At 45.0% G+C, this 21,411-nt stretch carries 25 protein-coding genes and 1 pseudogene; 14 read left to right on the forward strand and 12 right to left on the reverse strand.

Features of this window, described 5'->3' with window-relative positions:
- The first annotated feature begins 9 nt into the window (after positions 1 to 9).
- Positions 10 to 798, forward strand: coding sequence for a TrmB family transcriptional regulator (locus MKX59_RS23790; RefSeq protein WP_023986822.1), 789 nt, complete (start codon positions 10 to 12; stop codon positions 796 to 798).
- A 7-nt stretch (positions 799 to 805) separates the two neighbouring features.
- Here the strand turns inward: MKX59_RS23790 and MKX59_RS23795 are convergent, their stop codons facing one another.
- Complete coding sequence (locus MKX59_RS23795) at positions 806 to 1,438, reverse strand: NUDIX hydrolase (RefSeq protein ID WP_053324547.1); 633 nt, start codon at positions 1,436 to 1,438, stop codon at positions 806 to 808.
- Between the two features lie 172 nt (positions 1,439 to 1,610).
- On the opposite strand from MKX59_RS23795, the gene MKX59_RS23800 reads away from it, so the two are divergent.
- The gene (locus MKX59_RS23800; protein ID WP_023986824.1) at positions 1,611 to 1,904 is read left to right on the forward strand and encodes a hypothetical protein; all 294 of its coding nucleotides are present in this window, start codon (positions 1,611 to 1,613) and stop codon (positions 1,902 to 1,904) included.
- A gap of 72 nt (positions 1,905 to 1,976) precedes the next feature.
- The gene (locus MKX59_RS23805) at positions 1,977 to 2,678 is read left to right on the forward strand and encodes a histidine phosphatase family protein (RefSeq protein ID WP_023986825.1); all 702 of its coding nucleotides are present in this window, start codon (positions 1,977 to 1,979) and stop codon (positions 2,676 to 2,678) included.
- A gap of 85 nt (positions 2,679 to 2,763) precedes the next feature.
- On the opposite strand, the gene mscL is transcribed toward MKX59_RS23805, so the two are convergent.
- Complete coding sequence (gene mscL / locus MKX59_RS23810) at positions 2,764 to 3,258, reverse strand: large conductance mechanosensitive channel protein MscL (protein WP_023986826.1); 495 nt, start codon at positions 3,256 to 3,258, stop codon at positions 2,764 to 2,766.
- Between the two features lie 151 nt (positions 3,259 to 3,409).
- Between mscL and MKX59_RS23815 the strand changes: the two genes are divergently transcribed.
- Positions 3,410 to 3,853, forward strand: a complete 444-nt coding sequence (locus MKX59_RS23815; RefSeq protein ID WP_023986827.1) for a carboxymuconolactone decarboxylase family protein — start codon at positions 3,410 to 3,412, stop codon at positions 3,851 to 3,853.
- A gap of 19 nt (positions 3,854 to 3,872) precedes the next feature.
- Entirely contained in the window at positions 3,873 to 4,832 is a 960-nt protein-coding gene (locus MKX59_RS23820) for a sigma-70 family RNA polymerase sigma factor (RefSeq protein WP_071559372.1), read from the forward strand.
- Between the two features lie 56 nt (positions 4,833 to 4,888).
- On the opposite strand, the gene MKX59_RS23825 is transcribed toward MKX59_RS23820, so the two are convergent.
- The 4 genes from MKX59_RS23825 to MKX59_RS23840 form a co-directional block, all read right to left on the reverse strand.
- Positions 4,889 to 5,227 carry a DUF4870 domain-containing protein gene (locus MKX59_RS23825; protein ID WP_023986829.1) on the reverse strand — a complete coding sequence of 113 codons (339 nt, stop codon included), beginning with the start codon at positions 5,225 to 5,227 and terminating at the stop codon, positions 4,889 to 4,891.
- Positions 5,228 to 5,575: 348 nt separating this feature from the next.
- Entirely contained in the window at positions 5,576 to 5,857 is a 282-nt protein-coding gene (locus MKX59_RS23830; RefSeq protein WP_023986830.1) for a hypothetical protein, read from the reverse strand.
- Between the two features lie 31 nt (positions 5,858 to 5,888).
- Positions 5,889 to 7,040, reverse strand: a complete 1,152-nt coding sequence (locus MKX59_RS23835) for an MGDG synthase family glycosyltransferase (RefSeq protein ID WP_076158728.1) — start codon at positions 7,038 to 7,040, stop codon at positions 5,889 to 5,891.
- Between the two features lie 43 nt (positions 7,041 to 7,083).
- On the reverse strand, positions 7,084 to 8,121 hold the full coding sequence (locus tag MKX59_RS23840; RefSeq protein ID WP_071559370.1) for a serine hydrolase domain-containing protein: 1,038 nt from the start codon (positions 8,119 to 8,121) through the stop codon (positions 7,084 to 7,086).
- A gap of 365 nt (positions 8,122 to 8,486) precedes the next feature.
- On the opposite strand from MKX59_RS23840, the gene MKX59_RS23845 reads away from it, so the two are divergent.
- Both MKX59_RS23845 and map read left to right on the forward strand, forming a co-directional pair.
- Positions 8,487 to 8,675 carry a hypothetical protein gene (locus tag MKX59_RS23845; RefSeq protein ID WP_007428354.1) on the forward strand — a complete coding sequence of 63 codons (189 nt, stop codon included), beginning with the start codon at positions 8,487 to 8,489 and terminating at the stop codon, positions 8,673 to 8,675.
- A 105-nt stretch (positions 8,676 to 8,780) separates the two neighbouring features.
- Complete coding sequence (map, locus tag MKX59_RS23850) at positions 8,781 to 9,563, forward strand: type I methionyl aminopeptidase (RefSeq protein WP_081365928.1); 783 nt, start codon at positions 8,781 to 8,783, stop codon at positions 9,561 to 9,563.
- 66 nt (positions 9,564 to 9,629) lie between these two features.
- Here map and MKX59_RS23855 read toward each other — a convergent pair whose 3' ends face one another.
- Positions 9,630 to 10,916 carry a hypothetical protein gene (locus MKX59_RS23855; RefSeq protein ID WP_023986834.1) on the reverse strand — a complete coding sequence of 429 codons (1,287 nt, stop codon included), beginning with the start codon at positions 10,914 to 10,916 and terminating at the stop codon, positions 9,630 to 9,632.
- 147 nt (positions 10,917 to 11,063) lie between these two features.
- Here MKX59_RS23855 and MKX59_RS23860 point away from each other — a divergent pair, with 147 nt between their 5' ends.
- Positions 11,064 to 11,576 (forward strand): GNAT family N-acetyltransferase, encoded by a 513-nt coding sequence (locus MKX59_RS23860; RefSeq protein ID WP_068941264.1) that lies wholly within the window; start codon positions 11,064 to 11,066, stop codon positions 11,574 to 11,576.
- Here the strand turns inward: MKX59_RS23860 and MKX59_RS23865 are convergent.
- The gene (locus tag MKX59_RS23865; RefSeq protein WP_071559368.1) at positions 11,565 to 12,824 is read right to left on the reverse strand and encodes a DUF438 domain-containing protein; all 1,260 of its coding nucleotides are present in this window, start codon (positions 12,822 to 12,824) and stop codon (positions 11,565 to 11,567) included. The two genes, MKX59_RS23860 and MKX59_RS23865, sit on opposite strands and share 12 nt — an antisense overlap.
- Before the next feature lie 14 nt (positions 12,825 to 12,838).
- On the reverse strand, positions 12,839 to 13,066 hold the full coding sequence (locus tag MKX59_RS23870) for a DUF1858 domain-containing protein (RefSeq protein WP_340859076.1): 228 nt from the start codon (positions 13,064 to 13,066) through the stop codon (positions 12,839 to 12,841).
- Between the two features lie 235 nt (positions 13,067 to 13,301).
- On the opposite strand from MKX59_RS23870, the gene MKX59_RS23875 reads away from it, so the two are divergent.
- From MKX59_RS23875 to MKX59_RS27635, 6 genes and pseudogenes are all read left to right on the forward strand, one after another.
- On the forward strand, positions 13,302 to 14,021 hold the full coding sequence (locus MKX59_RS23875) for a hypothetical protein (protein ID WP_053324551.1): 720 nt from the start codon (positions 13,302 to 13,304) through the stop codon (positions 14,019 to 14,021).
- Between the two features lie 41 nt (positions 14,022 to 14,062).
- Positions 14,063 to 14,464 (forward strand): GntR family transcriptional regulator, encoded by a 402-nt coding sequence (locus MKX59_RS23880; protein ID WP_023986839.1) that lies wholly within the window; start codon positions 14,063 to 14,065, stop codon positions 14,462 to 14,464.
- Positions 14,465 to 14,505: 41 nt separating this feature from the next.
- Positions 14,506 to 15,441: an ATP-binding cassette domain-containing protein gene (locus MKX59_RS23885; protein WP_034095140.1), complete on the forward strand. Its 936-nt coding sequence runs from the start codon at positions 14,506 to 14,508 to the stop codon at positions 15,439 to 15,441.
- 2 nt (positions 15,442 to 15,443) lie between these two features.
- The gene (locus MKX59_RS23890) at positions 15,444 to 16,346 is read left to right on the forward strand and encodes an ABC transporter ATP-binding protein (protein WP_023986841.1); all 903 of its coding nucleotides are present in this window, start codon (positions 15,444 to 15,446) and stop codon (positions 16,344 to 16,346) included.
- A complete protein-coding gene (locus MKX59_RS23895) occupies positions 16,339 to 17,658 on the forward strand; it encodes an ABC transporter permease (protein WP_340859078.1) in 1,320 nt (439 codons plus the stop codon). Before MKX59_RS23890 ends, MKX59_RS23895 begins: the two co-directional genes overlap by 8 nt.
- Before the next feature lie 185 nt (positions 17,659 to 17,843).
- Positions 17,844 to 18,308 (forward strand): annotated as a pseudogene (locus MKX59_RS27635) (recombinase family protein); the annotation flags it as partial.
- A gap of 260 nt (positions 18,309 to 18,568) precedes the next feature.
- On the opposite strand, the gene MKX59_RS23910 reads toward MKX59_RS27635, so the two are convergent.
- Genes MKX59_RS23910 through MKX59_RS23920 form a run of 3 tightly spaced genes read right to left on the reverse strand, consistent with a single transcriptional unit; the run spans position 18,569 to position 21,238 of the window.
- Positions 18,569 to 19,846 carry an MFS transporter gene (locus tag MKX59_RS23910; RefSeq protein WP_071559365.1) on the reverse strand — a complete coding sequence of 426 codons (1,278 nt, stop codon included), beginning with the start codon at positions 19,844 to 19,846 and terminating at the stop codon, positions 18,569 to 18,571.
- 53 nt (positions 19,847 to 19,899) lie between these two features.
- Complete coding sequence (locus tag MKX59_RS23915) at positions 19,900 to 20,379, reverse strand: GNAT family N-acetyltransferase (protein ID WP_023986844.1); 480 nt, start codon at positions 20,377 to 20,379, stop codon at positions 19,900 to 19,902.
- Positions 20,380 to 20,434: 55 nt separating this feature from the next.
- Entirely contained in the window at positions 20,435 to 21,238 is an 804-nt protein-coding gene (locus tag MKX59_RS23920; protein WP_209940909.1) for an MBL fold metallo-hydrolase, read from the reverse strand.
- Positions 21,239 to 21,411 lie beyond the last annotated feature (173 nt).

Consider the following 21,411-nt stretch of genomic DNA (forward strand, 5'->3'; position numbering starts at 1 on the left):
ACAGAATATATGGAGCGTTTGCTGCATCATCTGCGGAATCTGGGTTTTACGGAAATGGAAGCCAAGGTTATGGTCGAGCTTTCGAGGCAAAATGCGGCTTCCGGCTATGAAGTGGCTAAGCGTCTGGGTGCATCGCGCTCCAACGTGTACGCGGCTTTACAGCGTTTGGCCGGGCAGGGATACCTCAGAACCAGTGCTGGAGAGCCTGTACGTTACAGCATGCTGCCACCGGGTGAACTGACCCGGATGATCGAAGGACAAATGCAGGAGTCCCTACGCGCAGTGGAGAAAGAAATGCCACGAACAGAACCAACCAAGCCGACCTTTTATAATGCGGAAGGCGATCGGAAGGTGCTGGAAAGTCTGACACGTGAATTGGAACGGGCAGAGCATGAGATTGTGTTGGATTTGTGGCGCGAGGAAGCTGAGCTGCTGCGGACAGAGTTGGAGAAAGCTGAGAGTCGAGGTGTGCGTCTGCTCTGGTCCTGCGATAACGGAGAAAGCATGATGGGACCGTGGTTACCGTCTGGGTCTGGTACAGACGGACAGGAACCAGCAGGGCGGAAGTTTTCTTTTGTTATTGATCGGCGTTGGTGCATGCTGGGTATGCGGGGAGAGAATTGCCCGACACAGGCGCTTATTACCGAGCATCCGGTAATGACAGGCCTGCTGCTTAATCATTTTGCTCAGGATCTTATTCTGTATGAGCTGGAGCATGATATGGGCAGAGAACTGTCGACCCGGTATGGCTGGCGGTATGAAGGCATTATCGGCAAATATATGTCAGCTGGAGAATAGCTAAAGATTACCGGGTAGGAAGTTCCATCAGTGCCCGGCATATAGATGTAATATAGCCCGCCTTATGAGGCACGAATTGATCCGATGTAATCAGGCGGCGGTTTTTTTCTGGATTTGGCCCCGACGTAATGCCATGGGCTTCGATAAAGGGAATATGGCCTTCAAAAAGGGCCAGTGCTTGGTCAAGATCTGCTTCGTACAGTCCGGCTACTTCTTCTTGCTGGAGGTGATAAGCTTCCAATGGCTGGTTCGATAGCAGTCCAAACACCGAGCTAACCTCCCGATCCCAAAAAGAGGTGCCCTGTGCGGTACCTTTGCTTTCATACCGAACGGTCATCAGCGGTGTTAATGAGGTAAAGGGAACATGAATGCCCAGTTCTTCCTCCAGCTCACGAGCCGCCTGAGACATATCTTCGCCTGCCGTCAAGTGACCGGCTGCTGTAATATCGTAGCATCCGGGGAAGGTGTCCTTCGTATCCTGACGCTGTTGGAACAGCAAGCGACGGCCTGTCGAAGTGTCTCGTGCTAGCCAGCAGTGAAAGGTATGGTGCCAGTATCCCTTGGCATGTGCGTCTTGTCGCGAGGCTGTGCCAAGAGGGTTGTCTTCATCATCGTAGATATCCAGAAGCTCGCTAGTCATCGTGGTTCCTCCTATAGTAAGCAGAAATCAAAGGTCTACTTTACAGTATAACGTGTTTTCTGTCCTGACGATATGAAGGCGGGTGTGGAATGTGGAGTGGCATTTGGGGTATGCTGGGAACATGAGGATTTGCAACATCACACAGATTTACGATTGAAAGGAGCGATTTTACATGGAATGTATAGTACATTTTCGAGTCATGCATCCGGAGGAACCCAAGGAACTGCGCGGGTTGATTATGCTGGAAAGCGGAGGCAAGCCGGGGATTGATCAAATCACGGATATGTTCAAAAATATGGGCTATGATGTCCGCCCAGACAATCCGGAGGAATTGATTTTTAAACCAGTCGATGTCAGAGCCAATTATACATATATCCGGGTTATTGAACTGGATACAGGTGAGGAAGTCTACCAGGAAGACAGGGATTTGCGCGCGATTTTGGAAAATTTGCTGAATAAACGTTAAAGATCAGGAGAACTAATCGATGGAATGAGATAAAGTGATCCTGTCGCCATTCATAGGAACGGAGAACCAATAATGAGATTGTATATTATCCGACACGCAGACCCCGATTACCCCAATAACACCATCACGCCGGAGGGGCATTTGGAAGCCCAGGCACTGGCCAAACGGCTTTCCAGTCACGGACTGGATCGAATTTATGCCTCTCCTTTGGGGCGGGCTTTGGATACAATGCGCTACACCGCCGACTCTCTGGGTATGACTCATGAAGTGGAACACTGGACACAGGAGCTGGCTCTAAAGCTGGAGGAAACTCCATACGGCCGTCTTTCCCATTGGGATTTGCCAGGTGAAGTGATCCGTTCCGAAATGCCCCTGCCGACTCATGACTCTTGGCAGGAGATTTCCTATTATCAGGGAACGCAGAGTCCCGAAACCTTCGAGCGGCTGAAGCTTCATTCCGATGAATTCCTGAAACGGCAAGGCTTTGAGCGGGTGGAGGGCAGGTACCGGATTCTGAAGCATACCGAAGATCAGGTGGCCGTATTTTGTCATGGCGGCTTCGGGCTGACCTGGCTTGCTCATCTGTTGGAGCTGCCATTGGCCTTGGTCTGGTCCGGCTTTTGGATGCCGCCTAGCTCCGTAACCACGATCTTGTTTGATGAGCGCTCCCAGGAATGGGCAGTTCCCCGTTGCATCGGCTTCGGTGATGTTTCCCATCTGTACGCTGAGGGCTTGCCCGTCAGACCCCGTGGCATTATCACCAATTTCAACTAATCAGATCTCTCACACCATACCAAAACGGCTTAAGACGGTACATCGTCTTAAGCCGTTTGTTGTAGTCATATAGGTGTGGGTTGAGTCAGCGTGCTTCGACGTACCCCTCCAGCTTGGAAGTGCAATGTGCGCAACGGGTAGCGGCTACAGGAATTTCGGATAGGCAATGTGGACATTCCTTGATCGTTTTTTCCTGAGGAGGTTTTTCTTCCTCTTTGCGTTTCAGCATGTTAATCCCTTTGACCAGCATGAACACACAGAAGGCTACGATCAGGAAGTCCAGCAGGACGTTAATGAACTGACCATAGGCGAGGACTGCAATCCCTGCTTCTTTGGCCTGTGCCAAAGTCATGCGTGTACCGTCAGCATTTAAAGGATCGGCAGCTCGTAAAGCTACATACAAGTCTGGAAAATTCATGCCGCCCAGAAGTTTACCAATCGGAGGCATGATAATATCGTTTACCACAGAAGTGACAATCTTGCCAAACGCTCCACCGATGATAACACCGACCGCGAGGTCAATCACGTTACCCCGTACAGCGAATTCTTTAAACTCTTTTATAATACCTTTTCCGCTCATATGAGTGCTCACCTTCTTTACATAAAATCATTTATCTATAATACATGCTATGTCAATGGAGGGCAATTCCCAATTGATGTATTGCACTTTGTCACAAAATCACATGTTCATTTGTCTTCTATATGTAAACCAATAATGGAGGCGATGTATCGTGAGTTTAAGATTCAATCACAGAGCAGTGAGTCCTAGTACATTCAAGGTAATGATGGAGATGGAAAAATATATTTCCGGTCGTTTTACAGACAAAGTATTGTACGAACTACTGAAAATTAGAGTATCCCAAATCAATGGATGTTCCTATTGTCTGGATATGCATGCGAAGGATTTGCTCAAGCTGGGGGATTATGCTGACCACATTTTGCAGCTAGCCTTATGGCGGGAGGTTCCTTTGTTCACGGAAAAAGAACGTGTTATGCTTGAATTAGCTGAAGCGGTCACCCGTATCTCTGAACAAGGGGTACCTACGGATTTGTACAATAGGGTCAGAGAACATTTTACAGAGGAAGAATACGTAGATTTGATTACCGCGGTTAACGTGATTAACAGTTGGAACCGGATTGCGATTGCAACGGGAATGTATCCGGGCATTCTTTAAATGAACAGGGGGCTACGCTTTGTCTGGCAAAGAACACAGAATTGAACAAGAATCGGTGGATTTAAATCTGGAGGAGCTGTATCAGAGATATCGCAAATATTCTTTTGCCATTGCTTATCGCATGCTTGGAACGGTTACGGATGCCGAGGATGTAGTTCAAGACTGCTTTGTCGAGCTGAAGAATAAGCCCTTGGATGATATACACAATCCCAAAGCCTATGTAGCCAAAATGACGATGAATCGGTGTCTGAATCTGTTGAACTCTGCGCGCAAGCAAAGAGAGACATATGTAGGACAGTGGCTGCCGGAGCCGTTGGGTGAAAGCGCAGATCTCCCTGCGGATTGGTTAGAGCGTAAAGACATGATATCTTACGCTTTTCTGGTTTTGCTGGAGCAGCTAAAGCCGATAGAGCGGGCTGTTTTTGTGCTGAGGGAAGCTTTTCAATATGATTACAAAGATATTGCGGAATTGCTGGGGAAGACTGAGAGCAACTGTCGTCAGTTGTTCAGTCGCTCCCGTCGTATTCTATCTTCAGGAGAATCTGCTCTTGAGGCTCAGTCCAGTCGTAATATGAATAACTCATCCCGAATAAAACTACTAGAACGTTTTACAACCGCCTTTCTTGCCTACGATGTGACTGCTATGCTGGAACTACTGGCTGAACAACCTGTATTCGTGTCAGATGGCGGAGGTAATGTGCATACGGTGATGAGACCGATGGTTGTGCGCAAAGGCGTTCTTGCCCTGTTGACTTCTCGTCGGGTATTAATCGTTTTACGAGAAAGAGATGTGTTCCACACCGTCATCAATGGCGAGGTCCAGCTGGCATTTCTGGAAGATGGAAAAGTGAGAGAAACCTTATGTCTCAGACTGACACCGGACGGGGAGCATATTCAGAGTTTTTATTTAATGGTTAACCCAGATAAGTTGGGATACATTCATATAGGACAGAAGAAGCGAACATGCGATAAAAAGTAATCATCGAAACAGCAAAAACCTTGAATCCTGCTAAGGATCAAGGTTTTTTGTTGTCTTCACAACTGCCGGGCTTGATGAAGAGCCAGATCACCTACCCAGGGAAGCTTGAGCCACTTGCCTTGTCCCGCGCGAATTAACAGGATGACCCACAATACAAGGCCTGCCAGCGTTAGCAGGGAAGCGAGCAGAGGACCGAGCAGCGGAATGAATCCAACAAGCACATGCCCGATCATGAGGGTGACAAACAGAAATATGGATTGCAGCGCGTGAAATAATACAAATCGACTTTTCTTTTCCAGCATGACAAAGGCCAGTGCGCCAATAAATGCGAACAGATAGCACAGGACAGCTGCTATATTTTCATCCAATCCCGTGGAAGACTTATAGACTGACATGTCAGGCAAATCCCCCTTTATAAGTTATCCGTACTATACAAGCTATGAGGACAGGAATTAAAGATATGCCCGAAACGCCAGAAAAAGTTCAATCAGGGAATGTGTATAAAAACACGAAAAAGACTGAACGAAAAGGATTCGCTCAGTCATTCACAGGGTTATACACAGGTTTTGCACATGTTGTACGCATTTTATCCACTATACGCCACTACTTGTCCACAAAATAAGCATGGGTTATGCACAAATCGTGCACAAACTGTAGACAATATAGCGATTAAGCTCATTTTGCACACAGATTGTCCACAAAATATCAACAGATTGGTATTAACCGTGGATAAGTTGTCTTATTTAGCGATCTCCGCGTTGTAAACGACGGCGTGGATGTGTGATTTTACCCTTTTTATCCTCATCGTCCTCTTTGGGGATAAGTCGTTCATCAGTACGTCCTTCATGATGATTATCAAAGGCGTATTCGGTCATTTTCCACTCGGAAGTACCCAGAACAACATCAGCGGGAAAATGCTGACCTCTGTGCAAATGCTGCTCATGTCCATCCTCATCAATATAAACACCATCCACTTCTACCTTTTCTCCTGTTAGTGGGAGCAAATCCTTCCCTTTGTGTTCCATAGGTATCCCCTCCGTCTGACTTTATTCTTCGTTAATTTGTCCGGACGGAAGGTCTTTTATCCACAAGCTGATGCAAAATATCCTCGGCAATCTGGTCTGCGGGATGAGGTTTACGAAGCAGCTCAATCGCCTGCATCATCTCTTCGGCAAGAGAGGGGGTGGAAATCAGGTCGAGACAATGCTGAATCAGCTCCTCCGTAGTGCGAGCAATACGGGCAGCTCCTTTTTGCTGCAAATACAGAGCATTATTTAGCTCCTGACCGGGTACGGGCTTGAACACAAGAATAGGTAAACCGGATGCAATACTTTCCGAGAGTGTGATGCCGCCGGGCTTCGTAATCACCAGATTGCTCGCACGCATAAGTGCTGGAACAAAGTCCACGAATCCATAGGTGTAAATGTCCGGGTGGTCTGCATACAGCGCATCCACTTCTGCTTTCAGTTGCTGGTTACGTCCGCAGACGATCAGTAGCCGCAACTGAGGAAGCTGGCTTAATTGCCGACAGATATCCAGTATGCCGGATAGCACACCATAGGCGCCAGCCATAATGAGTAGCGTAGTAGTCTCAGACTGTAGTGATGGAATTACCTGTTCCTGAACAGGAATTTCGTCGGCAGACATGTTATAAAAAGAAGCGTGAATCGGAATACCCGTAGCGATAATGCGTTCGATAGGTATTCCCCGCTGGGCGGCTTCCTGCTGGATATCCTCAGTGGCTACATAGTAGCGGTCAATATCGGGATGCAGCCAGCGCCCATGCAGATCGAAATCCGTAACCACGTTGACAATAGGCAAATTCATTCCCATTTTGCGGCGTAACGCCGGGAGCGCGAGCTGCGGGAACGTATGTATCACGAGATCCGGCAACTCCTTTTTCAGAGTGAGCGTAAGTTGACGCATTCCGAATGAATGCAATACATGGCCGAAGGCCGATTTAGCCTGCATACCGCGCGTGATGTTATAGACCCAGCCGTAAAGCTGAGGAATGGTTTTGAAGCTTTGCATATATACAAATTTGGTCAGACCGTTCAACCAGGGATGGGATTCAGCCATCAGGTCGAGAAGTTGTACCTCGCAGCGTCCGAGTCTTCGCAAACTGTCCATAATTGCCCGAGCGGCCTGCACATGGCCTTCCCCGTAACTGGCGTATAATATTAGAATTTTTGGTGCTGAGACTTCCATGATTGTTTAGCCCCCTATATTCAATAAGCACATGAAGCTCATATCAGGAACGTTCCAAGTTGAGGGAGGATACGGCTGGCAAAACGTAGCGCTCCAGCAGTGTTCGCGGATTTTTCCAACGGCTCACCTTGCTGTCTGCTGTAAATACCACGACTGCGTTCGCTTCTGGCACAAGATAAATTTGCTGTCCTCCATGTCCGTGCGCACACGCGTAGTTGATACCGTGGAGTCGTCCTGTCCACCATTGAAATCCGTAATCTCCGAATTCTGGATAGCCTTCAACCTGTCGCTGTGTCGCCTGATGCAGCCAATCGGCCGGAATCAATTCTTTTCCGTTCCAGCTGCCTTGATGAAGGCAGCAATCGCCGAATTTAGCCATGTCACGCGATGTCAGATATAGCCCGATGTGTCCCATGGTGTAGCCCTCTGGATCTTGTGCCCAACCACTTCTTCCAAAACCTAAGGGTTCGAACAGATGCTGGAGAGCGTACGTATAGGCGTCAATCCCACAGCATTGGGTCAGCAGCACGGACAACAGGTGAGAATCAACACTACGATATTGGAATACACCGAGTTGGTCCTCCTGTACAGGTAAACGTAGGGCAAAGGACGGCCAGCTTTTGCTGCGATGAAAACGGTGGATAAAAGCTTCTCCGAGCTTTTTGCCCGTCTGCCAATACAAGCCGGATGTCATGGTCAACAGATGGCGAATCGTAATCTGCTCTAGCAGTGTTTCCTTCCGCCTAGGTAAATACTCAGACAACAGCTTATGCACAGCCGTCTCTGGCCCGGGCATATCACCGCGAGCCATAGCTATGCCGATGAGCGTGGAAGTAAAGCTTTTGGTTGCGGATCGCAAATCGTTCAGAGAGCTTACTTCATGCCCATTATAATAGCGTTCCCAGATCAGTTTGCCGTGGCGCAGCAGCAGGAAGCTGTGCATTTTAGGAAACTTGGCTTGGATTTCACGGTCTGCCTGATCAAGTAGGGAGACATTGATGCCCTCCTCTTCACAAGTTCCTATGTTCAGGGCAGACATACGGGCAACAGGTGCAGTGAACAGCGGAGCATAGCGGCGCATCCTTTTCCCTCCTTGTTATGTTTATTTATTTTACCCCAAACACATACACTCCAAAAACCGATAAATAAGGTATACCTCCTGTGCAACAGCTGATTGAGTACCCCAAATGACATGATGCGTAAAAGATAGGTAAAATCAATGTAAATTTACTGGAAAGCTGAAAGCTGTATCTGAATATGTTATAATGGGGTAGTGATTCAGCCAAAAGAAAATCGGTTAATAATAGTGTCAGGTACATGCCTTGTATAAGGTGTTCCCGACCTAAGCTGCAATTAGACATACTACTTCACTGCATAAGGACATCAATACTTTTCGGCATTCTCTTCAACGGAGCACTTATTTTCAACGTTTTGGGAGGGAGTTACATGGCAACGAAAGGTCACAATGAAGTTAAGGAAAGTCTGCGGGAAATGACTCGAATTTTCCGGCCTAAGGATCCCAAAAAATTTGTAAAGGAATATGTGCGAAAATACCGGATTACAGGAGGGTATGAGGAAGAGTTGACCATGGTGGTGGAAAACGAACTCGGTCGCATAAATTCTTCAGTATCTTAAAGGGTTCGATTACCCGAAAAACTAGAAATACGACTTTTATAAACCGTCTATCCACAGAGGAGACGGTTTTTTTGTGTCCGCCGTGCATACAATGGGATAGGTTTAGTGAATTTGTATGCTCAAAGGAGGCGGATTCCAATAGAGATAGCGATACGAACACCGGAGGAAATCGGCTACATGAGGGAGGCCGGACGTATTTTGGCAGATTGCCATCGTGCGCTGGAAAGTCGTATTCTTCCGGGAATTACAACGCTTGAAATCGATGCTTGGGTGGAGCAGTTTTTAAGCAAGCGTGGAGCCACGCCTGAACAAAAGGGCTATAAAGGTTTCCCTTATGCCACCTGTGCTTCGGTCAACGAGGTGGTATGTCACGGTTTTCCCTCGGAGCGGGTGCTTCATGATGGGGATATTGTGACCATCGACATTGTGGTTAACAAAGATGGTTGGCTGGCTGACCGAGGATGGACTTATGCGGTAGGTAACATTAGCCGCCCGGTAGCACGACTGTTGCGGCAGACCCATAAGGCATTGGTACGGGGTATCGAGGTTGCCCGCCCGGGGAGGACGTTGGGGGATATCGGGCATGCTGTGGAAAAAACGGCAGGCTGGCGGCGGTTCGGCAACGTCAAGCCTCTGATCGGGCATGGCATTGGTCGCGAAATGCATGAGCCGCCAGAGGTTCTGCACTACGGTCGTCCCAAAACGGGATTACCACTGCGCGAAGGGATGGTGATTACCATTGAGCCGGTATTTACCCTCGGAACCGAGGGGGCCGTGCTCTGGGGGGACGATGGCTGGACCATCAGCACAGCAGATGGCAGTTGGGGGGCTCAATACGAGCACACGATTGCGATTACAAAGAACGGCCCTTATATTTTGACCTCATAAAAGAGAGTTGTGCCATAGGGAGTCAATGTGCGGGGCGTTTGCATAAGGCTCTCTAGGTAAGTTTTTTCAGGATGACACATTCATCGTGGTTGTAGAGATTTTTCGGTAAAGCAACAGATAAATACCCAGCTCGACAGGGGAGGAAACAGCCATCACAATTCCCGCCACTTTGCCGTCCAGTCCTGAAAAAAAGCAGATACACAGAATAAGCGCGAGAATCGCAAAGCTTACAGAAAACAGCCTGCCGATAAAGATAGGTTTGGTATTGCCGATCAATATCGAACGCCCAATAAAATATTCCACCCAAGGATAAAATGCGACATAGACAGCCAGTATGCGAAGCAATCCTCTGGTTTCTAGCAACAATTTTCCTTCCAATCCCAATACATTCCGTAACACAGGATCGCCAGCAAATCCGAAGGAAAGTAACAGTAGTAGCAGCGGCGACAGGATAGACAAAAAGCTCAAAAATATCAGCACTTCCCTGCGCTTGGACGTATAAAATTGAATCACAATTTGATGCAAAGAGCTGCAAAACCAGACCAATAGATTTAGGATTTGCAGTGCTACAGAAAAGGATGCCACGGCCAAAAGTGGATCAGTTGTATTGTTCAGCGCAGCTTGGATGGAAGGATTCAGGATAACCAGCACCAGCGCCGAATATAGCAAAGGAAGATAAAAAGGTAGAAGATGCTTCGCATGATGGATGGTTTGCTCCGCGTTGTCAGGAGGCAGCTTTCTTTTGAGAACCCGGCCTTCTAAAAAAGTAACGACCAGCTCTATGAGAATACCTGCAATAAAAATGGCAGCACCGACTCGTCCGTCATTCGTCCAGCCAGCACGGATCAAAAACCAGGAAGCAATTAGCATCACGATAATACGTATGGACGAGCTGAATGTCATCCATGCCGTTCGGTGCTTGTTAATAATAAGTCCCTGATATATGTTACGGACAGCTACCAATATGTATAGTAAAGTAAGAACCTGAAATACGTTCTTGGTGGGTTCGATCAATACTGGGGACACACCAAATACATATTGAAAGACCAGATTGCCTACGGGCGTCAACCCGATGCTCCAGCCTATGATCAATACAGCCACAGCGACGAACGTACATAAAATACCGATAGAATGAACGGACTTGCGATCATAACCGAATTTCGTGGTCATTTGCCGTACAGCGGTTAACGGAGTTTCCAACAGTAGGCACAGGCTGACGGCGACCGCATAGCTGCTTAATGTAAACGAAGGATGTTCCGAACGAGCAAGCACGGCATTGACGATGACATGCGTTAGTGCAGCAATTAATGACGAAATGCCAAGCGGCACATAAAATGAAACGATTTTATTCAAGTCGAATCCTCCAGTAATGAACGAGTAGTGTAGTGAACGGTTATCCTATCCAACTTCACTAAACAATGAATATTCTTATTATAGATCAAGATTTGGATCGTCGATATAATAGAGTGCATAATATTGGAAACTAGGAGTGGAACTCACATGAACATCAGGGAAGGAACGATATCAGATGCCGAGGGCATCGCCAAGGTGCACGTAGATTGCTGGAGGACGACGTACAAAGATATAATGCCTGCCCAGGTTCTGGAACAGCTTTCCTATGAGCAAAGAACAGAACTGTGGAATGCGAATCTATCCAGTGAAGACGGCCATCGGGTATACGTTGCTGAAAATGAGAAGGGGGAAATCATCGGATTTGTGAGTGGGGGTCCGGAAAAGTCAGGTGAATATCCCCCGTATGGGGGAGAAATAACGGCTATTTACGTTTTGAGTGAATACCATAGTTTAGGCTTGGGAAAGAGACTATTTTTACGTCTGCTTCAACATTTTAATAGTATGGATATTCACTCTGTAATCGTATGGGTGCTAGCAGATAATCCAGCATGTACTTTTTATGAAAAGCTGGGGGCCAAGCTTATAGTAGAACAACATATTATAAATATGAGTGGCAAAAACCTGAACATGGTGGCTTACGGTTGGACACTATTCGGATAGAATACGCTTTTGTCCTTCCAAGGCACGAATTGGTGCGATATTTTGCGTAAATTCCAACGTTCCCAGATAGTGGCCCTCAGCATCACGGATGGCAAAATAACGGATGTAGACAAATTTGTCCTTGATTGGAATCCAAAAATCTTCAGCATCCTTGCGGCCTGCTTTAAAATCTTCCAGCAGCTTCTCAACGACATGCACGCTTTGGGGCGGATGGCAATTCTGTACGGTACGACCAATGACGGCTTTCGTGCGCGCGAAGATTCGTTCCTTACCATGGGAAAAATAGCGAACAACATCATTTTCATCGATAAAAGTCAGGTCAACGGGTAGATGATTCAACAGTAGTTCCAATTGTTGTACGGATACAATCCCCGTCTCGAATCTCACGAAGCCTTGCGGTGTTCCGGATGTGCCTTCCGTTTGCTCAAGGGCTTCTGCAGGTTCCTCTGCCCGTTCAGGTATCCATTCACGTTCGGGAGCGGTCAGGCAGAACCCGATTTCCTCGCTTTCACGGGCTATTTTCAGCCACTCATCCTCTGTCAGCTTACTGAGTGCCATCGGCAGCAAAATATTCTCTTCCTTGAATATCATTTCATTCACTTCGCTCATGATATGGGCAAGTGCCTTCCCAATCTGTTCACGATCTCCGTTATATTCGGTGAGCAGACTCTTTGCCTCCTTAATCGCAGCACGAATGCTGTCGTCCACACCCCACATGACTTTGGTTGGGCCAAAAATTCCATAGCGTTCTAGATAAGGAAAGACCAGATTTTCTTTGCGGCTATAGTGCTTGTCGAGATCGAGCAGCAGACTTAAATCTTCCAGTAGCTTGTAGATGATTTTGGGGCTGTCGTCCTTTTGAAATTGGTCCGCGTGCAATGACAACTTGAAGTTGACCAATTGTTCGATCTCCCGATTTTCCAGCTTGAAGGTATGAACGGGATGTCCCGGTTGTTCCTCTGGTCCTGAAGGACGGTGGATATCCTCAATGGAACCCTTGAATATCGATGTATGCACGGAACAAAGACGCTGCACTTCCGATACGGGAATTCCCTCCTCAGTCATCAATGCATGCTCCATAGCCGAAATTTCGGCTACGCTTACTCCGCCAACAGCCTCTGCGAAACGCGCTTTGACTTCCTCCACGCTTTTCCCGGCATGTAATTCTTTTATAATTTCCTTTAGCGTTTGTTGGCGTTCCGTTAATTCCTGTGCTGTATGTTCACGGTTGTTAATTAGCTCGCTCATGATCGTTAGCTCCTTTATTTTTGAATGGTAAAACCATGTTGCAAAAACGTGCGTTCCACGGTTTCCATAGCTACTTTTTTTAATGCAATACCTTTGGACAGTGTCATAAAACGACCTGCGGTTTGTAACATGCCAGGCTTGGCGATATCGTGAAAACCCAACTCTACCATAATGTCCTTCACTTCGGGATGACGGCTAACAAGGTTAAATATAGGCTCATCCCAGTGCAGTAGCTTATCCATTTGTTCATCCCCTTGATTGAGAACGTTTATCATTTACAGAGTAGCATAGGTCCTGGCGAGCTTTTGTGATTGTACGCACAATTTACATTCAGGTGTTGACAGTTGTAATTCATGGTTTATATACTGTGTATAAGGATATATACAGTAATAACACTGATTACTGTAATAACAACTTCGTATGAAGAGAGAATGAGGTCGTCATTACAGGCAGTGCAGAAGGGATCAGGATAAGAAAATGACAATCATCAAACAGGCATGGAAGATTACCCGGCACGATTTTCGCAACAATCCATATGTCATGCTGTGGACATTGCTGTTTATTGCGTATTTGGGATTTACCATGAGTTTTGCTGTAAGTGTGCATTGGGATGAGCGTGGAAACTTGAGTCCAGTAGCCGATTTTATCATGCTGGTGTTGATTCCGTTTCTCGGATTCATTTATAACCGTCGTGCATTTAAATATCTTCAGGAAGATTCCTATACGCATATGCTAGCCTTTTTCCGCACCTTGCCTATACCGATGAATGCGGTGATTATGAGTCGAATTCAACAGGCGCTTTTGGCGTTTGTTATGAATAGTGTAATATTTTTCACTCTCTTTTTTACGTTGTCAGCTACGTTTCGGGTATATGCGAGTACAGGTTTCTTTGTATCGTTTGCACTTACCTGGATAGGCTACGGAATGCTGATTCAAGCCATTTATATTCATTTAGAATTTCTTAAAAAAGGAAAATCCTACTTTTGGATATCCATTGTCATCATGCTTATTTGTGGGATAGTTACGATTATAGTTCGAGTATGTGGGGCCAATCTGGTATCGATAACGGCATTTTATAGCAAGGAATGGCAGCTGTTGTCTCCGGTAATGTGGGGAGCGCTGCTGGCAGGAGTTCTGGGTATGTGCGTGTCCTATAGGGTGACACAGCGTAGGCTTATGAAACGGGACTTAACTTAGCGGTATGTGTACAAAGATAGATAAAAAGGGGGGAGAAGCAGGTGAATATACCAGTGCAAATTGATGAGAATAGCGCGGAACCACTGTATGCGCAGATTGAAAAGCAACTTCGTTCACTCATCGTAACCGGACAGATTGCAGCGGGAACGCTGCTTCCCTCCATTCGGGAGTTTGCAGGGACGCTCCGCTGCAGCGTCATCACCGTCCGGCGGGTCTATCAGGATTTGGAGAACGAGGGCTTGCTTCGTACCCGGCAGGGGACGGGCACCTTCGTAGCTCTGGTTGAGGACGATAAGCGCTCAGGTTACCGCCTTAAAGCAGTGACTGAGGCGTTGGAAACGGCGATTGACACAGGCATCGCTGTGCAGATGACAGAACAGGAATTGTGGGAGCTTTTCGCAGAAATGGTGAAGAGAAGGTATGAAGTCCAAGTGAAGGAGTGAGGCCCGTGAAGAACGATGTAAATCATCATGTGGAAGTTCCTATGGGGATACAGATAAAAACACCCATTATTGAGATGAGCGAGGTCTATAAAACCCGGGGTAACCGGGAAATTGGACCGATTAATCTAACCATTGAACCGGGATATGTAGTCGCTTTGGCTGGACATAACGGATCGGGCAAAAGTACATTGATTCACCTGCTGACTCAGCTTATCCACCCGGATTCCGGTGAAATCCGTTGGTTCGGTCAAGCGTATCCAGACGGCATGCCAGCAGATACACGACAATGGGTTGGGTATGTGTCAGAGCAGCCAACCCGTGAGGAAGATCGACTCACAGCAGAAGCAGCAGCGGCTTTTCGAGCCTTGTGGTATCCCGGCTGGGATGAAACACGTTTTCAGCGTCTGATGGAACGATTTCAGGTTCCTCAGCATACGAAATTATCGCGTATGTCCAAGGGAGAGCGCCGTAAGTTTGAGCTGGCTGCAGCCTTGGCGCCTCACCCCCGTTTGTTGCTGCTGGATGAGCCTTCGTCGGGTTTAGACCCTTTTGCCTGGAAAATCATGCTGGAAGAACTGCGGGATTGTATGGAGAACGGCAAAACGACGGTCATTATTGCTACTCATATTATAGACGAGATTAAGCGTTTGGCGGATTATATTGTTCTGATGCATGATGGCAGGCTGCTCGGCAAGCTGGAAAAAGACCATTTGCTCGAAAATAGCAAGGAAATGTGGTTTGAAGGCACGCCAGAGGAGGCATCGGAGCTTCCGGGAGTGGTAGAGACGGAGAGCGAAGGCGGATTGCAACGAATTGTAACGTTGGCAGCCGGAGAGACCAGCGCCATATTGGAACAAGCGGGCATTCGCCCCATCCGTGTGCGGCGTTTGGAACTGGATGATATTTTAGTACATTGGTCTGCGGGACAACTATCAGAAGATGCGGAGATATATACGCAGAAAAAAGGAGCGGAGTAATCATGAGCATGCTGCAATTGAAAGAGGTCGTGAAGCAATATGGGAACCACACGGCGGTGAACGGAATTTCGCTGAATGTGAACGGCGGGGAGATTTACGGACTACTGGGAGGCAATGGAGCAGGCAAAACGACAACGATGCGCATGGTGCTCGGCCTGATTTACCCTGATGGAGGAAACATTCAATATGAGGGCAAGCCCTACAGCAAGGAGCTCCAACGGACGATGGGTTATTTGCCTGAGGAGCGAGGGTTGTACCCCAAGGTGAAGGTGAGCGAGCAAATTAACTATTTGGGCAGGCTGCGCGGCATGTCGGCCAAGGAGGCGGACAAAAGTCTACGCTACTGGCTGGAGCGCTTTGGGGTGCCGGAATATTACGACAAGCGGATTGAGGAGCTATCCAAGGGGAATCAGCAGAAAATGGGTTTTATTGCTGCTGTAGTGCATCGCCCGACGCTGCTTATTTTGGATGAGGCCTTCAGTGGGCTTGATCCGGTGAACGTTGAATTGCTTAAGGATACGGTGAAAGAGCTGCGGGATGATGGGGCTGCGATTTTATTCTCGACCCACCGCATGGAGCATGTGGAGGAACTATGCCGCCATATTACGATTTTGCATCGCTCCAATACAGTTGTGCAGGGAAGTGTGCAGGAGATTAAGGGCCGTTACCCACGTGAAAAAGTTCGTCTCATTACTACAGGTGAAGTGAACGGACTGGAGCAGCTGCCCGGCGTGCGCCGTGCAGAGCCTATGGATCGCGGCTGGATGCTGCATATTGAGCAGCCGGATGCGGCGAAGTTGATTTTACAAACGGCGTTGGAGCAAACGGATGTGGAGCATTTTGAGATCAAGGAACCTACGCTGAACGAGATTTTTATAAGAGAGGTGGGTGATTCCCATGAATAGACTGGGTACGGTGATCGGTTTTACGTTTCGTCAGAAGGCGAGAACCAAATCTTTTATCATTACAACGCTGGTACTGGCCTTGCTCATTACAATTGGTATGAATCTGCCGTATATGATTTCTTTGTTTAAAGGAGATGGGGCAGGAGGTTCGGGCACAACGGCAGCCGAGCATCATCGCTTGGGACTGATTGCTGGGAGCCGGATAGAAGTGGCGAATCAGCTGGAGCAATTTACAAAGAAGCAATCCAACCCGGCAGCCATCTGGGTGCGTTATGACAACGTACAAACGCCGGCCATGCAGCAAGCCTTGAAAAACGGGGAGCTGCAAGGTTACGTGCAGTTCACGGAGCCTGACGCCAAGGGAGACACGTTTCCTAAAGTGGAGTACGTCTCTGTAGAAAAAGAGCCATCTCCTGCTGTAATTACATTGTTGCAGACGGGACTTCAGGAAGCTAAGGTCAAAGCCATTATGGGCGGCAATGCATTGACCAGCGATCAAATTCGTGAAATTAGCACACCTGTAATGGTGGATAGCAGGGAAGTAGACGGTCCATCTGAGGCAGGAGGAGCTGTGGGGACAGAGGAAAAAGAGACCTCTATGATTAACTATGGTTTGGTCTATGTACTGATGATTTTATTCTTCACCTCCTCCATGATGACGGGGAATATGATTGCTGCAGAGGTGACATCGGAAAAAAGCTCACGTATCATGGAGATTCTTATCACAAGCGTTTCACCGCTGACCCAGATGTTCGGAAAAATTATCGGCATCTTCCTGGTCGGTCTACTGCAAATTGCTGTTTTTGCAGCCGTTGTATGTGCCAACCTTATGCTGCCGCATAATAATGTCATTCTTAGCTCAGCCGGGCTGGATCTGTCGCAACTGAATATCGCGGTGTTGGGTTATGGTCTGGTATTCTACATCCTCGGCTACTTTCTGTACGCAGTATTGTTCGCTGCGGTGGGCTCCATCGTTAGCCGTACCGAGGAGTTGGGACAGGCGATCATGCCGATTACCGTGCTGTCACTAGCAGCCTTTTATATCGGTATCTTCAATATCGCCGCACCTGATACGATTTTCGTAAAGGTTGCTGGGTACATCCCATTTTTCTCGCCGACTGTCATGCTGCTGCGGATTGGTCTGGAGCGGGCGAGCCTGCTGGAAATCTGGCTGTCCCTTGGTATTCTGGTCGCCTCCATTTTGTTGTTCGGTTGGCTGGCTGCCAAGATCTACCGTACGGGTGTGTTAATGTATGGTAAACGTCCTTCATTCAAAGAGTTAAGAAAAGCTATGAAGGCTTACAAGAGTTAAGAAGCTGTTGTCGATGTGTGATGTGTGGTGTCATAATTAATGAGAATTTTTTTCATAATTAGTGAGAAATGTAATTAATAAATGAAATTTTATTTAATATATGTTTTGGACAGAGTGGGGGCCTTGACTCATCAGAAGTACCGATGGATCAAGGCATTTCTACTTTAAATGGTGATGATTAATAATTTGGAGTGAACGAAATTGTAAAAGGAGAAAATTAGTGGTGTTTCTAAACAGAAGCATCAATTGGGTGAACTTCTTTCCAAGATAGCTGCCGATGATACCTTAGTTGTGACTAGAATGGAAGGTCTTGATCGAAATACTGACAGTTGTTGCAGCTGGTTGAACAACTTCGTGAAAGAAACATACATTTTATTATCTAAAACTTAGGAATTGATACAAGAACACCTACTGGTAAATTCTTTTTAACTGTTATGGCAGTATTCAGTGAGCTAGATCGAGAAATGATTAAAGAAAAGCAACGTTCGGGGATAAAATTGGCTAAGCAAAAGGGAAAATATCGAGGAAGGGTAAAAAAAAATACAGATAAACACCCAGGAATGAACCATGCAATTGAATTACGAAAAACAACAGATAAAACTGTAAAGGAAATTTGTACTATTACAGGGGTTAGTCAGGCAGCGTTTTAAAGGAAATAGAGGAAAAAGGGGTATAATAACTGGGGATTATTTTATATGTGGCCTCTCAATCCCCGAATCGTTTCCGTACCCCTCTTAGGAACTAACTACAGGTATTGAACGAATATATTTCATATCCAGTTATCTCCTTACCATTGTTAAATATTATTTTACTATCCAAAGGAATAATATAAATGGGTATGTTGGAAAGCTGATTAACTAACCAGCCAATGACCGATCTGTCTGAAAAATCCCTTCAGTTTCACTCAGTACTAGTTTCCTTTTGCTGTATTAATATTGTTTGACATGAATCCTTTTGTAATCACAGTCGCTAATAAAAAAATAAAACAAATATTTATATTAAATATAATAACTAATTTACTAAATAATGCTACACCAATACTCATACCGATAAAATTGCATAAATTATAAACACCAATACTTATTTTCTTGGATTCTTTCAGTTCCAAATCTAATAAATTATTTAAAGCAACTTGTACAACAGAAAAGGCAATGAAGCAACAAACACTTGTTAAAATGTATACTATGCCTATTTTTGAGTTAAAAATACTAATTAAATAACCTATGAAAAAAATATATAATCCTATTCTATAGAATTTTTTCACATTTTTATTAGTCATATTCTTCCCAATCCCTATACTTGCAAACCCTCCTATTAAAGCACTTATAAAAAATAGGATTCCAGACTGTATGGGATTAAAAGTATAAGAAAAAATATAAGAGAGAAGAAAAACATTTGCTCCTAGCAAAAAAAATAACAAAAAACTAAGACTAGTTATTCTAACAAAAATTATATTATTAAATATTTTTTTATCAATAATTGGGTAAGAAACGGTATTGATATGGCGAATGAATACTAGGGAAAATAAACTACAAAAAACAATAAAAAGAAAATTAATGTTCAAGGCACATAATAAAAAGAGAATACATAATAATAAATAAAACGTCCCTAACCAATCAAATGGAGTCTTATTTTCTACCTTATTTTCTGGAAAAGTAAAATATAAAATTGGTATAAAAATTATTGCACAACTCATAAATAAAAATAACATGTGCCAATCCGTTATGGATAGAATAATACCACTCAGTAAAGGTCCTAAACCTGATCCTAAAGCCATAGCAAAGCTTATAAAAGCAAGACCTATCGGTAATAATGCTCGATCAAGTACATCTATAATTGCAACCATTGTCAGTGAAATAAAGGCTGCCCCTCCGACTCCTTGTGCCATTCTAGATAATACAAGTAAATAAAAATGATCCATAAAAAAGCCCAAGATAGAGAAAAGAACAAAGATAACTAAAGCAAATAGATATAGTTTTTTTAATTGAATGCTTTCAGCAAGCTTACTGTATATTATTGAACCTACTGTAACCATAATTGAATACCCTAAGATAAACCAACTGCTAAAAGATATAGAAATATTTAAGTCTTTAGCAATTGGTACGAGAGCTAAATTAAAAAAGAAACTATTCATTACTCCGAGTAATACAGTACTTAGTAAACAAAACAATATAATCTTATTCTTCAAAGACAAACCCTCCGTTTAACTATTCCATAAAAATAAGACCTTCTTTCCTTTTGTTATAGTTCTAATAGAAATATAATTGAATTGCGGTCAGGATAATCATATTTAATTGGCAAATCTTCTTTATCAATCTCTTTAAATCCAGCCTTTTTATAGAAACCGTGTGACCTAGTGGCTTTAGATGGGGTATCTAAAATTATCTTAGAAAAACCTTGTTTCTTAGCAAAATCAAGCAGTGCTTCATAAAGCTTTTTTCCTGTCCCAAATTCTTTACCACGGTAGTCTTTATAAACAAAAAATTTCTTTAATACAGCAACCTCCTTATTTTTCTTTTGCAAACCAATTGAACCTACGACCTCTCCGATATCATTTAACGCTATCCAAAAATTACCGCCATCATTTATATAATTTGAATGAATGTCCAGAATGTCCGGTTGTTCTTTAAGACTAATACCCACTTCATATTCGACATTCTGTACATGCAATATTAATTTAATGACTTCTTCTTTATAACTATCATCGTAAACCGTAATCATTTATTAACTCCTCCAACCGTGTTTATTAAAAGAATGCTATTATATATACCTTTTATTAAGATTTCGCTGCTTTTGCTGCTCCCCAAAGTGCACCTGGATTAGCTCTATTTGGATAGAGTTCTAACATCTTATGGTAGAGCTCCTGTGCTGTTTCCGTTATTTCATTCAATCGGTTAAAATCTCGGATGTAATTTTGTGTCTCGGCGATAATTTTGGGATTATCTTCATTTTCGGGTTTCTTATGTCCAGCAACCACTGCACGTGGTTTTAGTACCTCAAGTTTGTCGAGCACAGCTATCCACTCAATTCGAGTTTCGTTAGTGGTTTCAGCCAAGTAAAGATGAATGTCGTTATAAGTTGCATCCCCTGAAACGATTAAATCAATTGATGGGACGTGTAGAGACGTTGTATCTCCAGTATCAGTAAACCCAGTATTCACCACGATAAGTTTTTGTCCTTCTAGCTCGAACTCACTTCCTTCAAGTTCCTGAGCGACGACTAGATCCTCAGGTATCTCACCAGGAAAGAGTTTATGCCAGAAAGATTCAGGAGATATTTGTTCTTGCATGGCTTTGACAGCACCTGGAGTTGCTATCGCTCTTGCATCAGGGAAACGATCTAAAAGCATCTTTATACCAAAGAAATGATCACCATGACCATGAGTGATATAGATTGTGGTTAAGTTTTTACCACTTTTGACAACCCAATCTACCAATGCTTGATTTTCTTTAATAGTAAGAAATGTATCAATGAGGACTGCGTCTTGTTCACCATAGATAAGCGTGACCGTATTTGCCACCCACTTCAGCAAATCTTGTCCTTCTGGTAAATCTCTACTGAGACCTTGACGCTTTGACACTAACACATCCCAGTTTAGGGGATTTTTTTTGATTTTAACTTTCGTAATGTCATTTCTCCTCCCTGACTATTTAGCGTTGTAAATACCTTAATTAAAAGGTACGTCCAGAATGGTTTTCACATAATATCCTTCTGTTTTCAAATTTCCTTAAGATTAACCCGGAACTAATTGTT

This window comes from Paenibacillus sp. FSL R7-0340 (assembly GCF_038002205.1).
Lineage (GTDB): Bacteria > Bacillota > Bacilli > Paenibacillales > Paenibacillaceae > Paenibacillus > Paenibacillus polymyxa_B.

Bases quoted from the DNA above. Each gene is read 5' to 3' on its own strand.
- MKX59_RS23790 (WP_023986822.1), top strand. From the start codon at position 10: ATGGAGCGTTTGCTGCATCATCTGCGGAATCTGGGTTTTACGGAAATG.
- MKX59_RS23795 (WP_053324547.1), bottom strand. From the start codon at position 1,438: ATGACTAGCGAGCTTCTGGATATCTACGATGATGAAGACAACCCTCTT.
- MKX59_RS23800 (WP_023986824.1), top strand. From the start codon at position 1,611: ATGGAATGTATAGTACATTTTCGAGTCATGCATCCGGAGGAACCCAAG.
- MKX59_RS23805 (WP_023986825.1), top strand. From the start codon at position 1,977: ATGAGATTGTATATTATCCGACACGCAGACCCCGATTACCCCAATAAC.
- mscL (WP_023986826.1), bottom strand. From the start codon at position 3,258: ATGAGCGGAAAAGGTATTATAAAAGAGTTTAAAGAATTCGCTGTACGG.
- MKX59_RS23825 (WP_023986829.1), bottom strand. From the start codon at position 5,227: ATGTCAGTCTATAAGTCTTCCACGGGATTGGATGAAAATATAGCAGCT.
- MKX59_RS23830 (WP_023986830.1), bottom strand. From the start codon at position 5,857: ATGGAACACAAAGGGAAGGATTTGCTCCCACTAACAGGAGAAAAGGTA.
- MKX59_RS23835 (WP_076158728.1), bottom strand. From the start codon at position 7,040: ATGGAAGTCTCAGCACCAAAAATTCTAATATTATACGCCAGTTACGGG.
- MKX59_RS23840 (WP_071559370.1), bottom strand. From the start codon at position 8,121: ATGCGCCGCTATGCTCCGCTGTTCACTGCACCTGTTGCCCGTATGTCT.
- MKX59_RS23845 (WP_007428354.1), top strand. From the start codon at position 8,487: ATGGCAACGAAAGGTCACAATGAAGTTAAGGAAAGTCTGCGGGAAATG.
- MKX59_RS23860 (WP_068941264.1), top strand. From the start codon at position 11,064: ATGAACATCAGGGAAGGAACGATATCAGATGCCGAGGGCATCGCCAAG.
- MKX59_RS23865 (WP_071559368.1), bottom strand. From the start codon at position 12,824: ATGAGCGAGCTAATTAACAACCGTGAACATACAGCACAGGAATTAACG.
- MKX59_RS23870 (WP_340859076.1), bottom strand. From the start codon at position 13,066: ATGGATAAGCTACTGCACTGGGATGAGCCTATATTTAACCTTGTTAGC.
- MKX59_RS23875 (WP_053324551.1), top strand. From the start codon at position 13,302: ATGACAATCATCAAACAGGCATGGAAGATTACCCGGCACGATTTTCGC.
- MKX59_RS23885 (WP_034095140.1), top strand. From the start codon at position 14,506: ATGGGGATACAGATAAAAACACCCATTATTGAGATGAGCGAGGTCTAT.
- MKX59_RS23890 (WP_023986841.1), top strand. From the start codon at position 15,444: ATGAGCATGCTGCAATTGAAAGAGGTCGTGAAGCAATATGGGAACCAC.
- MKX59_RS23895 (WP_340859078.1), top strand. From the start codon at position 16,339: ATGAATAGACTGGGTACGGTGATCGGTTTTACGTTTCGTCAGAAGGCG.
- MKX59_RS23915 (WP_023986844.1), bottom strand. From the start codon at position 20,379: ATGATTACGGTTTACGATGATAGTTATAAAGAAGAAGTCATTAAATTA.